At 71.7% G+C, this 13,595-nt stretch carries 13 protein-coding genes; 3 read left to right on the top strand and 10 right to left on the bottom strand.

Going from position 1 to position 13,595, the window contains the following annotated elements:
• Position 1 precedes the first annotated feature (1 nt).
• The 4 genes from AOK03_RS18345 to AOK03_RS18330 form a co-directional block, all read right to left on the bottom strand.
• Positions 2–811, bottom strand: coding sequence for an ABC-2 transporter permease (locus tag AOK03_RS18345; RefSeq protein WP_055566365.1), 810 nt, complete (start codon positions 809–811; stop codon positions 2–4).
• A complete protein-coding gene (locus AOK03_RS18340) occupies positions 808–1,542 on the bottom strand; it encodes an ABC transporter ATP-binding protein (RefSeq protein WP_055566364.1) in 735 nt (244 codons plus the stop codon). The genes AOK03_RS18345 and AOK03_RS18340 overlap by 4 nt, the downstream gene beginning before the upstream one ends.
• Before the next feature lie 219 nt (positions 1,543–1,761).
• The gene (locus AOK03_RS18335) at positions 1,762–2,571 is read right to left on the bottom strand and encodes a CbtA family protein (protein WP_079074812.1); all 810 of its coding nucleotides are present in this window, start codon (positions 2,569–2,571) and stop codon (positions 1,762–1,764) included.
• 14 nt (positions 2,572–2,585) lie between these two features.
• Positions 2,586–2,813: a CbtB domain-containing protein gene (locus tag AOK03_RS18330; RefSeq protein ID WP_055566362.1), complete on the bottom strand. Its 228-nt coding sequence runs from the start codon at positions 2,811–2,813 to the stop codon at positions 2,586–2,588.
• Positions 2,814–3,113: 300 nt separating this feature from the next.
• Between AOK03_RS18330 and AOK03_RS18325 the strand changes: the two genes are divergently transcribed.
• Positions 3,114–3,689 carry a histidine phosphatase family protein gene (locus AOK03_RS18325; RefSeq protein ID WP_055566361.1) on the top strand — a complete coding sequence of 192 codons (576 nt, stop codon included), beginning with the start codon at positions 3,114–3,116 and terminating at the stop codon, positions 3,687–3,689.
• 238 nt (positions 3,690–3,927) lie between these two features.
• Here AOK03_RS18325 and AOK03_RS18320 read toward each other — a convergent pair whose 3' ends face one another.
• Complete coding sequence (locus AOK03_RS18320) at positions 3,928–5,283, bottom strand: MFS transporter (protein WP_055566360.1); 1,356 nt, start codon at positions 5,281–5,283, stop codon at positions 3,928–3,930.
• A 177-nt stretch (positions 5,284–5,460) separates the two neighbouring features.
• Here AOK03_RS18320 and AOK03_RS18315 point away from each other — a divergent pair, with 177 nt between their 5' ends.
• A complete protein-coding gene (locus AOK03_RS18315; RefSeq protein WP_055566422.1) occupies positions 5,461–5,820 on the top strand; it encodes an ArsR/SmtB family transcription factor in 360 nt (119 codons plus the stop codon).
• Between the two features lie 127 nt (positions 5,821–5,947).
• Here the strand turns inward: AOK03_RS18315 and AOK03_RS18310 are convergent, their stop codons facing one another.
• Positions 5,948–7,501, bottom strand: a complete 1,554-nt coding sequence (locus tag AOK03_RS18310; protein ID WP_055566359.1) for a hypothetical protein — start codon at positions 7,499–7,501, stop codon at positions 5,948–5,950.
• A gap of 563 nt (positions 7,502–8,064) precedes the next feature.
• On the opposite strand from AOK03_RS18310, the gene AOK03_RS18305 reads away from it, so the two are divergent.
• Positions 8,065–9,786, top strand: a complete 1,722-nt coding sequence (locus AOK03_RS18305) for a sensor histidine kinase (RefSeq protein WP_055566358.1) — start codon at positions 8,065–8,067, stop codon at positions 9,784–9,786.
• A 31-nt stretch (positions 9,787–9,817) separates the two neighbouring features.
• Here the strand turns inward: AOK03_RS18305 and AOK03_RS18300 are convergent, their stop codons facing one another.
• The 4 genes from AOK03_RS18300 to AOK03_RS18285 all read right to left on the bottom strand — a co-directional run bounded on the left by AOK03_RS18300 (position 9,818) and on the right by AOK03_RS18285 (position 13,548).
• Positions 9,818–10,498 carry a response regulator gene (locus tag AOK03_RS18300; protein WP_055566421.1) on the bottom strand — a complete coding sequence of 227 codons (681 nt, stop codon included), beginning with the start codon at positions 10,496–10,498 and terminating at the stop codon, positions 9,818–9,820.
• 298 nt (positions 10,499–10,796) lie between these two features.
• Positions 10,797–11,831, bottom strand: a complete 1,035-nt coding sequence (gene hypE / locus AOK03_RS18295) for a hydrogenase expression/formation protein HypE (RefSeq protein WP_055566357.1) — start codon at positions 11,829–11,831, stop codon at positions 10,797–10,799.
• Positions 11,828–12,928: a hydrogenase formation protein HypD gene (gene hypD, locus AOK03_RS18290; protein ID WP_055566356.1), complete on the bottom strand. Its 1,101-nt coding sequence runs from the start codon at positions 12,926–12,928 to the stop codon at positions 11,828–11,830. Before hypD ends, hypE begins: the two co-directional genes overlap by 4 nt.
• Complete coding sequence (locus AOK03_RS18285; protein ID WP_107098030.1) at positions 12,925–13,548, bottom strand: CBS domain-containing protein; 624 nt, start codon at positions 13,546–13,548, stop codon at positions 12,925–12,927. Before AOK03_RS18285 ends, hypD begins: the two co-directional genes overlap by 4 nt.
• Between the last annotated feature and the right edge of the window lie 47 nt (positions 13,549–13,595).

The following is a 13,595-nucleotide window of genomic DNA, read 5'->3' as shown; positions in this document are numbered from 1 at the left end:
GTCAGGCGTCCCGGCGGTCCAGCAGCCGCGCACCCACGGCGAGCACCACCACCGTGTACAGGCACAGGACCGCGAACCCGGCCCAGGGCGAGAGCACGCCGGACACCGGCTTGGTGACGGCGAGGGAATTGGCCGCGATGATGGTCGGGAAGAACTTCGCGACCACGGTCCCCGAGACGCCGCCGACCACCGCGGGCAGCACGAACGTCACCCCGACCAGTACGGCGACGGCACTCGCCGTGTGCCGGACGATGGCGCCGACACCGATCCCGATGAGACCGATCATCCCGAGGTAGGCGCCGGACAGCAGCACGGCCCGCAGGACCCCCGCGTCCCCGAGCGAGGGACGCGGCACACCGTCGCCCATCGCCGCGCGCCCCGCGAAGAACGTCACGAAGCCGACCACTTCACCCACCCCGAGGGACAGCGCCCCGTACACCGCCGCCTTCGCCGTCAGCACGAGGCGCCGGTCGGGTACGACCGCGAACGTGGAGCGGATCGCGCCGGACGCGTGCTCGCCGGTGACGATCAGCACGCCCAGCACGCCGATCAGGAGCTGGCCGACGGCCACTCCGGCGAGGACGTTGTTCGTCGGGTCGAAGGCGGCGGCCTTGCCGGGGCCGGGTGCCTTGGTGTTGGCCATGGTGACGACGCCGATGGCGACCATGCTCGCCACCACGAGCAGCAGCGTCCACCAGCTCGACCGCAGGCTCCGGAGCTTGATCCACTCCATCCGGGCGACGTGCCCGAAGCGATAGTGCCCGGCGGGGACCCGCTCCTCGCGCCGCCACACAGGTGCCGCAGTGCTCATCGCGAGACCCCTTCCTCAGCCCCGTGCGGTCGCCGCCCCGCGGTGGTGAGCGCGAAGAACGCCTCCTCCAGAGTGCGCCCCGAAGAGGTGAGTCCGCGCACGGACGAGTCCGCGAGGAGCCTCCCTTGCCCGATCACCACCAAGTGGTCGGCGGTGAGGGCCATTTCACTGATCAGATGGCTGGAGAGCAGAACGGTCCGGCCCTCGGCCGCCAGGGACTTCATCAGCTCCCTGATCCAGCGCACCCCCTCCGGATCGAGACCGTTGACCGGCTCGTCGAAGAGCAGCACCCCGGGGTCGCCCAGCAGTGCGGCGGCGATTCCGAGCCGCTGCGCCATGCCCAGCGAGTACGTCCCCGCCCGCCGCCCCGCGTCATGACCGAGCCCGACGAGTCCGAGCACCTCGTCGACCCGAGCGGGCGCGACACCACCGGCGGCCGCCAACGCCGTCAGATGCTGGGCGCCGGTGCGCCCGGGGTGGAAGGTACGGGCTTCGAGCAGCGCCCCGACCTCGCGAGCGGGCCAGCGCAGCTCCCCGTACGGGCGCCCGTGGATGTGGGCGTACCCGGCGTCGGCCCTGTCCAGCCCCATGATGATGCGCATCGTGGTCGACTTGCCCGACCCGTTCGGCCCGAGAAACCCGGTGACGCCTCCCGGCGGGACGCCGAAACTCAACGCGTCGACCGCGGCGTTGGACCCGTACCGCTTGGTCAGCCCCTGGACTTCGATCATGACGACTCCCTGCCGCGTACCGAACGCGACGACGGGACCTCGCTCGCTCCGGCGCGGTCACTGAAGCCCACGCTAGGTCGCGGGCGCAGCGCCCCGGAACGCAGCTTTCCTCCGTCCGAGGTGGGGGTTTTCCCCCACAGGCAGGGCGGGCGATCGCCACGGAACACGAAGCCCCGCCGACCCCCAAGGGGGTTGGCGGGGCAGTGGGCCGTGCGCGCGTCAGGCGGCGGCCGGTGTCGGCCTCTCGGCCTCGGCCGGTGCGTCGACCGTCCGCGGGACGAGGAGCCGCTGCGCCAAGGTTCCGAAGACGATGCCGAAGACCGCCCACAGCACGGCCTGAATGGCCAGGGAAGCGACTCTGAACTCCCACAGCACGGCCGCGGGGAACCCGGCCTTGACCGCGTCGTCGTTCGCGGGCAGGAACACGAACGCGATGGCCACCGCGGCGATGAATCCCGCCCCTGCGACGAGCGTGGCGTTCCAGTTGCCCAGACGCGGTGCCAGTCGCCGCCCGACGATGACGGCTCCGATGCCGAGCAGCACACTGAGCAGGATCATCAGGAAGAACAGCGTGGTGCGCTTCCCGATGGTGTCCGGGTTGCCGACCGCCGGTGGGGTGGCCGGGTATTTGAGGAACGGCACCAGATAGACGGTGGTGAAGGCGGCGGCCGCGGTGAGCGCGGCGGTGGCCCGAGGGCTGAACCGGCCGATGCGGCCCAGGGCGAAGGAGAACGCCAGGGACGCGATGCCGCCCAGGGCGACCCCGTACACCAGGACGCCCGTGCCGAGACCTGCGGTCGACTGCACCGAGCGGCTGACCGCTTCCTCCTCCTCGGCGGCGGCCTCGGACGCGGCGCCGCCGTGCCCCGCGTGGGGTGCTTCTCGGGCGGACTGGGCCTCCTCCACCGCGATGGAGTCGTCGACGGGCGGCTCACCGATCGCGTAGGCCACGGCGAAGGCGAGGAGTCCGGCGACCAGGCCCGCGAGCATGCCACGGACGAGCAGATTTCTTACAGTTGAGGAGTGCACGTACTTGTCGCCCCTCAGTGGCACGGGAAGCCGAGCAGATGACGCCCGTCGTGGACCCACTCGTGGACGTCGGTTCCCGCGAACACGGAGGTGGCGCCCTGTTCGGCACCCACGAAGTACAGCGCGATCAAGGCCAGGAGCCCGACGAACAGCGCCCAGGGCAGAACCGCCCGCACGGGCAGAGCAGCCGGTGCGGCAACGGAAGGGGTGGAATCGGCAGCGGAGACGACGGCCTCGGCCATGGTGGAACCTCCTCGGGGAACACGCGTCCCATACGGTGGTACAGGACGACGGCCCCGGGTCTGACTCACCGAGGCGGTCTCCCTGGAGGGGGGACCGCCGAGGCTCACAGTGGCGCGACCGTGCCGGGTTTGCACCGGACTTCCGTTCGCCGTCGTCACGTTCTGTTGAAATGTTCGCCGAGAACGTACCGCGTGCCGAGCCTCCGGCCAAGGGCGTGAGTCCTGGATCACGTCCGTGCGCCCCCCCGGCGGGTAGGGTGCGCGGGTCAGTGGCCACGCGAAGGCCCCCCGGAGTAACCGATGACCGTACGCCTCACGTTGATATCTCCCGCCACGAGTCACGCCTTGAAAGAGGTCCGCTTCGACGACGACGGGCCCCTCGATCCGGTGGGGGTCGAACGCGCGGAGGCGGCGGCCGGCTCGCTCGCCCCGGCCGCGGCCGCGTACACCTCACCGTCCCCTCGCTGCCGCCGGACCGCCGACGCACTCGGGCTGGCCGGTGCCGAACCTCTCGATACCCTCGCCGCCTGCGACATGGGCCGCTGGCGGGGGCGGACGCTGGACTCCGTGGCGGGCGCCGAAGCGGAAGCCGTCGCTCTCTGGCTGGGCGATCCGACCGCCGCGCCCCACGGCGGCGAATCACTGCGCGAGGTGCGCGACCGCGTCGCGGCCTGGCTCGACACCTTGGGCGAGCAGGCCGCCGGGCACGTCGTCGCCGTCGCGGAACCGGACGTGATCCGCGCGGCCCTCGTCCACGCCCTGTCAGCGCCTGATGAGGCGTTCTGGCGCCTCGACGTCCGCCCGCTCACCGCCACCCGGCTCAGCGGCCGCTCGGGGCGGTGGAACCTCCGGAGCGGTCATGATCTGACGCCGTAGGGGCAGCTGGGTCAGGACCCGGGGTGGTCCAGGCCTGCGCCGCCCCCACGGGTGGTCCGCCGCGCCCGGTGCCCATGGCCGCTGTCCGCGCAGGACTGTTCGCCGTTCGCGGAGGACGCCCGGCATCGCGATCTGGCTGCGCAAGGCAGGGCACTTGGCGTCTCAGGAGGTGCGCGCGACGATCCCCGTGGGGTGAGCGGCAGGCGACGGCGTTTGGCGCGGTCCGCCCGCGAAAGAGTCAGAGGCGGGAGTGCAGATCGTCCGTGACCAGCCGGTGGCTGTGCCGCCAACGGCCTCCGGCAAGAGCGGAGTCGGCCAGGTGCGGGTGGTCGGGCGCGAGGTCGGGATGCTCGTGTTCGACCACCTGGGCGCCCGCCGCTGTGCCCCGCCCCGACGCGGGCCACAGCCGCACCGCGAGCAGCGCCGCGCCCAGCACGATGCCGCCCAGCACGGCGACTGCCGGGCCGAGCCCCGCCGCCGCGCCGAGCCAGCCCGCCAACGGGTAGGTCAGCAGCCAGCACGCGTGTGACAGGGAGAACTGCGCGGCGAACGCGGCGGTGCGCTCCCCGGGTGGAGCCGAGCGCCGGATCAGCCGTCCGGTCGGCGTCAGCACCATCGAGCCCCCCGCGCCGAACGCCGCCCACGTCACGAGGAGGGCGGGCCAGCGCCAACCGCCGCTCGCAGCGGCCGTGATGACACCGAGCCCGGCGAACGCCACCACCAGGAGCAGCGCGCCGCCCAGCATCACGGCCCGGTCGCTGACCCTGTCGAGGAGCCGCGGCAGCAGCAGCGCGACCGCCATGGACCCTGCGCCGTAGATGCCGAGCGCCAACGAAAGCGATCCCACCGAGAGGCCGAACACCCCTCGTGCGTACACCACGGAGTTCACGGTCACCATGGCGCTGGCGGCGGCCACCGTGAGGTTCAGCATCAGCAGTGAACGCAGCTGCGGCACCTGGAAGAAGAGGCGGCTGCCGGCCGTGGCCTTGGCGTAGACGCTGCCGGTGCGCGGCGGGGCGGGCGCCGGTTTGGGCAGGGCGGCGGCGACCACCAGGGCGGCGGAGCCGAGGAAGCCCAGCATCGTGCCGGTGAAGAGCCAGTTGTACGTCACGACGGTGAGCAGGGCACCCGCGAGCGCAGGGCTGAACAGGCTCTCCAGGTCGTAGGCGAGCCGCGACAGGGACAGCGCCTGCGTGTAGTCGTGCTCGTTGGGCAGGACGTCGGGGATGACGGCCTGGAAGGTCGGAGTGAACGCCGCGGACGCCGACTGGAGCAGGAAGACCAGGACGTAGACCTGCCAGACCTGGCCGACGAACGGCAGACACAGGGCGACCGCCGCCCGGATCAGGTCGGCGCCCACCATCAGGGTCCGGCGCGGCAGCCGGTCGGCGACCGCGCCGATCGCGGGGGCGATGAGCACGTACGCGGCCATCTTGATCCCGAGGGCGGTGCCGAGCACCTGGCCCGCGTCGTCACCCGCGATGTCGTACGCGAGCAGGCTGAGCGCGACCGTGGCCAGGCCGGTGCCGCTCAGGGCGACGACCTGGGCGGTGAACAGACGCCGGTAGGTGCGGTTGCGCAGTACGGACAGCATGCGGCGGTCTCCCTGGCCGGGTCGCGGGGCGCGGTGCGTGACGGGCGTGCCGGGGGCGGCGGACGTGATGGGCGAAGGACTGAGGGAGCAGCCTCTGCCGACATCGTAACTCTCATGTGCGCAGATGCGCACATATCAATGAGGGCTGATTCGCGACCTCGGCTCTAGGCTGTGCACATGCCCGAACGCGAGCCCGTCCCAGCTGCACCCCATGCGCATCTACGGGACCCCGACAGCGCCCGGCTCGCCGAGGCGACGCGGGTGTTCGCGCTGCTCTCGGACTCGACCCGGCTGCATGTGCTGTGGCTGCTCGCTCTCGACGAGGCGGACGTGGGATCGCTCGCCGAACAGTGCGCGGCCTCCCGTACGGCCGTCAGCCAGCACCTGGCCAAACTCCGCCTGGCAGGTCTCGTGGAGACCCGCCGCGAGGGCCGCCACATCCACTACCGCCTCACCGACGGCCACCTGCGACGCCTGGTCATGGAGGCGCTCAGTCATGCGGATCACCGGGTGAGCGGGCGGGCGTCGCACGACTGAGCGGGCGACGCCCGCAGGCGCCCTGACCGGACGGGACGCGTGTCCGGCCGAGTCGGACTCCGACTCGGCCTCGGAACGGCTTTCCCCCGGAGGGGACACGGGCCCCTTCGTGGAGAGTTCGGGCCCCTCAGAAGCCGGTGAACACGCGCTGGAACAGATCCAGGGCCTCATCGGCCCAGCCGAGGACGCGCAGGGTCGAGTCCAGGTTGCCCGGTGGTCGGTTGATCAGGGTGTCGTTGCGGATCAGGCGGTCGAAGTCGACGTGTACCGGGTCCTCGCGCGGGGTCCGTCCGTCGGGACGGAAGAACTGGACCCCGGCCAGCCGCATCACATTGATCAGTTCCTGGGCGAGGATGCCGTACCCGACGGTCGTCGGGTGGACTCCGTCGAGCGAGAACAGGCCGCCGTCGGTGCGCCGTTCCGCCTCACCGGCGAGGAAGCGGGAGTTCGGCGGCGGTGTCAGCGCCTGCAGTGCCGGCGGCAACTCGTAGGGCCGCCACCAGGCCGGGCGGGCCGCCGGATCCTCGGCGTACCGGCGGGACGCGAGCCGGTCCAGCAGCCCGCAGGTCTCCAGCAGGTACCAGTCCTTGCCCGCCCGCCGGGCATGGCGGACCTCCGCCGTGATCGCGTCGTTGTACTCGTCGATGGCGTCGTCGACCTGCCGCGCCTCGTCACCTGTGATGTGCGGGTCCTGGCGGTGGTCGAAGTCGTCGTCGCCGATCCACGGACGGGTGTAGTACGGGAAGTACCGCGAACCCTTCGCGATCTTGCCTTGTACGCCGCGTGCGACCGGCGCGATGGTGACGTGCGGGACCGTGCACCATATGACGTGCCGCGCCCTGATCCCGGCCACCTCCGCGGCCACCTTGCGCAGTTCGGCCGCGAAGTGCTGTGGCTGCCAGACGGTGAAGCGTCCTTTGCGGGACAGGTCGTCGTAACCGTCCTTGCTCCAGGCCACGTCGAGCTCGGTCACGGCCTGCAGAGCGTTGTTCGCGCCGAGGAAGACGACCAGGGTCTCGATCCCGTGCTCCGAGCCGGTGCCGTCGGTCTCCTCCCCGAGCCTGGCGGCGGCACCCAGTTGGGTCAGGGCCCCCGCCGCCGAGGGCCGGGTGGGCAGGACCCGAAGGGCGGCGCGCTCGCACGCGTTCGTGACGACTTGCCTGATCAGGTCGTCCTCCGGTGCGTCGATCCGATTCCGGCACTCGTCCGCCGACTTGGAGAGCGCGTCCCGCAGGTCCCACCCGAAGACCGCGAGGTTGTGCATGACGGCCGTCGTCGAGGGCACTGCCCGTCCCGGCCCCCGCTCCCAGTAGTCCTCGATCCGGTCCATGAGACTCCGGGCCCGGAACAGCGCGAACGGCGTCTCCCGCAGGTCCACGGACCGCCCGTACCGGGCTTCCAGGTCGCGCAGGAGCAGCTCGATGTTGAAGGGCAGCCCGCCGAAGCCCTCGTAGAGGGGATACCGGAACTGTTCGACGCACCCCATCTCATAGGCGACGATCGCCGGATACGAGAGTCCGGTGTTGAAGATCGCCAGGCTCTGGAACCCCTGCGTCAGCGAATCCCCGATCGCGACCAGCCGGTGCCTGGGCACTCCCTGTCGGTCGGCGTTCACACCGACCCCGACTGTCGGGTCCGCCTCGGGCACCCGCGGCTGCTGACGGCGTACGGAATCGTCCATGATTCCCCCTGGCCCATCGCGGCGCACCGGCTGTGCCCTCGCGGGGCTCGTTCCTGCATAGCGCAGCCCGGTTCGGAGCGGGAGGGCCAGCGCGCTCGTCGGTTTCCGCCCGGGGGCAGCCCCGTCCGTTCGGGTCCACGTGTCTGCGCCACTCCTTGGCGCCCGCATTCCCGCAGACGAGGACGGTGCGCCCTCGGCGATCCGGGGCCGAGAGGGTCTCAGGTCGGTCTCGGTCGGCTTCACGAGCGCCTCGTCCGTCCTTCTCCGGGGCTCGTGACGGCTGCGCCGTGAACTTCGAGGGCCCTTCGAGGCGTCGTAATCCGCTGCCATTTCACCGTCCGTATGTGAGCGTGCGTGACCGACCGGCGTGCTCAACGAGCTCAGTCCTGGTGGCCGTGCCCCTCAACGTGGCGTGTTTGCAGGGGTGTTGAGGTGATGTCGGTGGCCGCTTCGGTGTCTGGAGGGTGTCGCGGAGCGCCCCTTCCACTCCCCGGGCGCCTCGCGGGGCTAGGGTGAAGGCTGTACCTGCGAGGCCCTGTCCGGCGACATCGGCGGAGGCATACATGGGTGGGGAAACAGCACGCAACGAAGCAGGGCGGCTGACGCGATTACGGCTGGATGAACTGCTCGAGGAGCTGGAGGGGCGGATCACCGCGGTCCGGGGGACGCGGGACCGGCTGCACGGGCTGCTGGAGGCGGTGCTCTCGGTGGGGCGGGAGCTCGATCTCCCGCAAGTGCTCCGGCGCATCGTCGGGACCGCGGTCGTCCTGGTGGACGCGGAGTACGGGGCGCTCGGCGTCATCGGTGCCGGGAGCAGGCTGGACCAGTTCCTGCCGGTGGGGATCGACGAGCGACTGCAGGCGCGGATCGGCGATCTGCCTTCGGGGCACGGGCTGCTCGGCGAGCTGATCCGGCATCCCGAGCCGTTGCGGCTGCGGGAGTTGTCGGAGCACTCGGCGTCGTCCGGGTTTCCGCCGCACCACCCCCCGATGCACTCGTTCCTGGGCGTGCCCATCCGGGTGCGGGAGGAAGTCTTCGGGAACCTCTACCTCACCGAGAAGCGCGGCGGTGCCGAGTTCGACGCCGAGGACGAAGCGGTGCTTTCCACGCTTGCCGTGGCGGCGGGGGTGGCCATCGAGAACGCCCGGCTCTATGAGGAGGCGCGGCTGCGGGAGCGCTGGCTGGCGGCGAGCTCCGAGTTCACCAGTGCCCTGTTGTCCGGCGCGTCGGAGGCCCGCGTCCTGGAGTTGATGGTCGAGCGCGCCCGGGAGATCACCAATGCCGACATCGGTGTGGTCGACCTCGTGGTGGCGGAGCGGGACGAGTTGCAGGGAGCCCTTGCGCTCGGTGAGGGCGCGGAGGTGCACCAGGGGCAACTCATCCCCCGGGAGGGGACCTTGGCGGGGGCCGCGCTGCGCGAGGGCGGGCTGGTGGCCACCGGGGACGTCGTCGCCGATTCGCGGGTCACCTTCGCACCGGAGCGGTGGAAGGGCATGGGGCCTGCCGTGGCGGTGCCGATGGGGACCGCGGAGGGGCTGCGGGGCGTGCTGGTCCTGGCCCGGCGGACCGGACGGTCCGCCTTCGGCGTGGCCGAGACCGCTCCCTTGCCCGGTTTCGCCGGACAGGCCGCAGTAGCACTGGAGTTGGCGGACCGGCGGCGCGACGCCGAGCAGATCAGTCTGCTCGAAGACCGGGACCGGATCGCCCGGGACCTCCACGACCTGGCCATCCAGCGCCTCTTCGCGACCGGCATGACCCTGCAGAGCGCGCAGCGCTTCGTCCAGCACCCCGAGGCGGCCGAACGCCTGACGCGCGCGGTGGACGACCTCGACACCACCATCAGGATCATTCGTTCCTCCATCTTCGGCCTGCGCGCCCACGAGGCGAACGCGACCAGCAGCCCCGGGCTGCGGGTGCGCACCGCCCGGACGGTGGAGGAAGCCGTCGCGGTGCTCGGCTTCACACCGGCGCTGCGCATGGAGGGGCTCATCGACACCGATGTGCCGGCCGGTATCGCCGACGAGACGGCGGCGGTGCTGAGCGAGGCGCTCGCCAACATCACCAGGCACGCGCAGGCGTCGGCCGCCGAGATCGCCGTCGTCGTACGCCATGGGGAGCTCACCCTCACCGTGGTCGACAACGGGGTCGGCATCGGCGGGAGCGGACGCCGCAGCGGCCTGCGGAACATCGCCGAGCGAGCCGAGAACCTCGGTGGCTCGCTGTCTCTGGACGCCGGGCCGGACGGGGGCACACGGCTGGAGTGGCGCGTTCCCGTGAGGGGGTGAGGGGTCGTGGGGTGACGGCCGATGAGAGTGGTCAGCGGGGGCGTTCGGCTTCGAGGTGGGCGGCGATCACAGCGGCCTGGACGCGCCGCTCCACACCGAGCTTCGCAAGGAGCCGGGAGATGTGGTTCTTGACGGTCTTCTCGGAGAGGTAGAGCCGCTTCCCGATCTGGCGGTTGGTGAGGCCTTCGCCGATCAGGGCGAGGATCTCCCGCTCGCGCTCGGTGAGTCCGGACAGCTTGCCGTCCGACTCCGGCGGCTCGTCCGGGCCGCGCAGCGTGCTCATCAGACGGGTCGTGGTCGCCGGGTCGAGCAGGGACTGGCCCGACGCGACGGTGCGTACCGCGTCGATCAGATCGGTTCCCTTGATCTGCTTCAGGACGTAGCCCGCGGCGCCCGCCATGATCGCGTCGAGGAGTGCGTCGTCATCGTCGAAGGAGGTCAGCATCAGGCAGGCGACCTCGGGCATCTTCGATCGCAGTTCGCGGCAGACGGTGATGCCGTCGCTGTCCGGCAGGCGGATGTCGAGGATGGCCACGTCCGGCCGCAGGGCGGGGCCGCGGACCAGTGCCTGGTCGCTCGTGCCCGCCTCACCGACGACCTCGATGTCGGGTTCCGCGTCGAGCAGGTCGTGCACTCCTCTGCGTACGACCTCGTGGTCGTCCAGGAGGAAGACCCGGATCGGGTGCGCCGGCGAGAAGGTGCGTGCGGTCATGGTGGCCCCCTGGGTGTCTGCGGTCCCGATCAGATCGTCGCGTGTCTGCGGGGCGCGCACCAGGGCCGAGTGGGCCCCATCCCGGCCGGCGCGTGCCGCCTCAGAGCCTGTGTCGTAACCCCGGCCGGGTGGGCGTCGTCTGGCACGCACGCTCGCCGCGTTGCCGAAACGCCCTGGTAGCTCCTCCCCCAGGCCTGAAGGGCCCGGGGGGGGACCCCCACCCAGGACGTTCCGGCGTCTTGCGATCGCACGCACCAGACGACGCCCACTGATCCGGCCGGGGTTATGACACAGGCTCTCAGCAGATGCGGGGGAGCTGCTCGCCGAGCGGCATGTCGACCACGCGTCGCGCGCCCATCAGGGTGCGCAGTTCGACGCGGCCTGCGGGGTGCGGCCTGCAGTGCCCGATGCGGTCGGCCCCCGCTCCCTCGGGGTGTGCGCGCAGGGCGGCGAGTGCCCGGTCCGCACGGTCGGCCGGGACGAAGGCGACGAAGCAGCCCTCGTTCGCGACGGTCAGCGGGTCGAGGCCGAGCAGGTCGCAGGCGGCGGCGACGGCCGCGGGGACCGGCAGGGCGGCCTCTTCGATCTCCATGCCGACGCGCGAATCGTGCGCGATCTCGTTCAGTGCGGCGGCGAGTCCGCCCCTGGTGGGGTCCCGCAGGCTGTGGACGGCGCCGCCGAGCGGGGCGAGGCTCAGCACGAGGCGGTGCAGGGGGCGGGTGTCGGAGGCGATGTCGGTCTCGAAACCGAGCCCTTCGCGGGTGGAGAGGACGGCGGTGCCGTGCAGGCCGATCGGGCCGGAGAGCAGGATCGCGTCGTCCGGCCGCGCCCCGGCGGCGGACGGCGTCAGGCCGGGGATGCGTCGACCGATGCCCGTCGTGGTGAGGAAGAGCCGGTCGGCCGCTCCACGCCCGACGACCTTCGTGTCCCCGGAGACGACGGAGACACCGATCTGGTGCGCGGCCTTGCCCGCCGAGTCGAGGACGGCACCGAGCTCCGTCAGCGGGAGGCCTTCCTCCGCGATCACGGCGAGGGTGAGGGCGATGGGCAGGGCGCCGCGCATGGCCAGGTCGTTGACCGTGCCGTGGACGGCCAGGGATCCGATGTCGCCGCCCGGGAAGGACAGCGGGCTCACCACGAAGGAGTCGGTGGACACCACGAGTTCGTCCGTTCCCGAAAGGAGGGCGGCGTCCTCGCGTGGGGCGTCCGGCGGTCCGCCCAGCGCGGGCAGGACGAGCGCGTCGAGCAGCTCGGCGGTGAGCCTGCCGCCCGCGCCGTGACCCAGCTGGACGAGTTCGTGCTCGCCGTACGGGATGGGGCAGTCGAGGTTCATGCCGATGTGCTCCTGCTTCGTCCGGCGGAGTGGAAGGCGGCGCAGGTGCCCTCGCTCGACACCATCGGGGCACCGAGCGGGGTACGGGGCGTGCAACGGGTGCCGTAGGCCCCGCAGTCGGTGGGCACCCTCGCACCGGTGAGGATGTCCCCGGCGATGCACTCGGGATCCTCGGCGCTGTCCAGGCCCCCGACGTCGAAGCGGCGGGCGGCGTCGAAAGAGGCGTACTCCGGGGCGAGTTCGAGGCCGCTGGCAGGCAGCGTGCCGATCCCGCGCCAGGCCCGGTCGGTGACGCGGAAGACCCGGCCGAGAACGTCCTGCGCCTCTGCGTTCCCCCAGCGGTGGACGGCCCGCACGTACTGGTTCTCCACCTCGTACCGTCCCGCTTCGAGCTGGGTGACGGCCATCAGGATGCCTTCGAGGAGGTCGAGCGGTTCGAAGCCGGTGACCACGACAGGCACCCGGTACCGCGCGGCGATCGGCACGTACTCCGTCCAGCCCATGACGGCGCACACATGGCCGGCGGCCAGGAAGGCCTCGACCTCGCACTGCGGGTCGTCCAGCAAGGCGGTCATGGCGGGCGGTACGAGGACGTGGCTGACGAGAACCGAGAAGTTGGTGAGGCCGAGCCGCTCGGCGCGCAGGACCGCCATCGCGTTGGCCGGCGCGGTCGTCTCGAAGCCGACCGCGAGGAAGACGACCTGGCGATCGGGGTTGTCCACGGCCGCCCGCACCGCGTCCATCGGCGAGTAGACGACCCGTACGTCCGCTCCCCGGGCGCGGAGGGCCAGCAGGTCCGTGGTGCTGCCGGGGACGCGCACCATGTCGCCGAAACTGGCGAGAATCACTCCGGGCCGGGCGGCGATGGCCATGGCCCGGTCCAGCGTCTGGAGCGGCGTGACACAGACGGGGCAGCCCGGCCCGTGGATCATGCGGATGCCCGCGGGCAGCAGCTCGTCGATGCCCTGGCGGACCAGGGTGTGGGTCTGCCCGCCGCACACCTCCATGATCCGCCAGGGACGTGTCGCCGTGCGGCGCAGCTCGGTCAGCAGGCGCCGGGCCAGGGCAGGGTCGCGGTACTCGTCGAGGTACTTCATCGGGGTGGCGTCTGATCGGGGTCGGTGAGGTCCATGCGTACGTCCACGACACCTTCGATCGCACGGGTGAGCCGGGCGGCGACCGGGACGAGGGTGCGGTCGCGGACCTCACCGCCGAGCGTGACCACGCCGTTCTCCACGACCACCGTGACCGCACGGTCCGGGAAGAGGAAAGCGGTCACGGTGCGGGTCACCTCGTCCGCGAGTTCCCGGTCGGTGCGCAGGAACACCTTGAGCAGGTCGCTGCGGCTGACCACGCCTTGCAGCAGCCCGTTGGCGTCGACCACGGGGAGGCGCTTGACCTTCCGCTGGGCCATGATGCGGGCGGCCTGCGAGAGGGTCGCGTCCGGGTGCACGGTGACGGCGGGCGAGCTCATCACCTCGCCCGCGCTGACGCCACCGGCCTTGGCCAGGTCGGAGAGGCGGCGCAGTTGGTCGAAGTGGGAGGGGTCGCTGTCGCGGAACTCCTCCTTCGGCAGCAGATCCGCCTCGGAGACCACGCCGATCACCCGGCCCTCACCGGCCAGGACGGGCAGCGCGCTGACGTTCCACTGCCCCATCAGGGCGACGATCTCTTTGAAGGGGGCCTCGCGGCCCACGGCGATGACGGTGTGGGTCATCACGTCGCTCACGGTGCGCGGTGAGTGGAGCACGGCGTCCTCCCGGG

Source organism: Streptomyces atriruber (assembly GCF_001418325.1).
In the GTDB taxonomy this organism is placed as follows: domain Bacteria; phylum Actinomycetota; class Actinomycetes; order Streptomycetales; family Streptomycetaceae; genus Streptomyces; species Streptomyces atriruber.
The sequence above is the reverse complement of the archived record's forward strand: the minus strand, read 5'-3'. Positions and strand labels throughout refer to the sequence as shown.

What these genes read in the sequence shown, in the direction of transcription:
- AOK03_RS18345 (WP_055566365.1), bottom strand. Translation starts at nt 811, where the DNA reads ATGAGCACTGCGGCACCTGTGTGGCGGCGCGAGGAGCGGGTCCCCGCC.
- hypD (WP_055566356.1), bottom strand. Translation starts at nt 12,928, where the DNA reads ATGAAGTACCTCGACGAGTACCGCGACCCTGCCCTGGCCCGGCGCCTG.
- AOK03_RS18325 (WP_055566361.1), top strand. Translation starts at nt 3,114, where the DNA reads ATGACCGTACGCCTCACGTTGATATCTCCCGCCACGAGTCACGCCTTG.
- AOK03_RS18300 (WP_055566421.1), bottom strand. Translation starts at nt 10,498, where the DNA reads ATGACCGCACGCACCTTCTCGCCGGCGCACCCGATCCGGGTCTTCCTC.
- AOK03_RS18315 (WP_055566422.1), top strand. Translation starts at nt 5,461, where the DNA reads ATGCCCGAACGCGAGCCCGTCCCAGCTGCACCCCATGCGCATCTACGG.
- AOK03_RS18310 (WP_055566359.1), bottom strand. Translation starts at nt 7,501, where the DNA reads ATGGACGATTCCGTACGCCGTCAGCAGCCGCGGGTGCCCGAGGCGGAC.
- AOK03_RS18285 (WP_107098030.1), bottom strand. Translation starts at nt 13,548, where the DNA reads ATGACCCACACCGTCATCGCCGTGGGCCGCGAGGCCCCCTTCAAAGAG.
- hypE (WP_055566357.1), bottom strand. Translation starts at nt 11,831, where the DNA reads ATGAACCTCGACTGCCCCATCCCGTACGGCGAGCACGAACTCGTCCAG.
- AOK03_RS18305 (WP_055566358.1), top strand. Translation starts at nt 8,065, where the DNA reads ATGGGTGGGGAAACAGCACGCAACGAAGCAGGGCGGCTGACGCGATTA.
- AOK03_RS18320 (WP_055566360.1), bottom strand. Translation starts at nt 5,283, where the DNA reads ATGCTGTCCGTACTGCGCAACCGCACCTACCGGCGTCTGTTCACCGCC.
- AOK03_RS18330 (WP_055566362.1), bottom strand. Translation starts at nt 2,813, where the DNA reads ATGGCCGAGGCCGTCGTCTCCGCTGCCGATTCCACCCCTTCCGTTGCC.
- AOK03_RS18340 (WP_055566364.1), bottom strand. Translation starts at nt 1,542, where the DNA reads ATGATCGAAGTCCAGGGGCTGACCAAGCGGTACGGGTCCAACGCCGCG.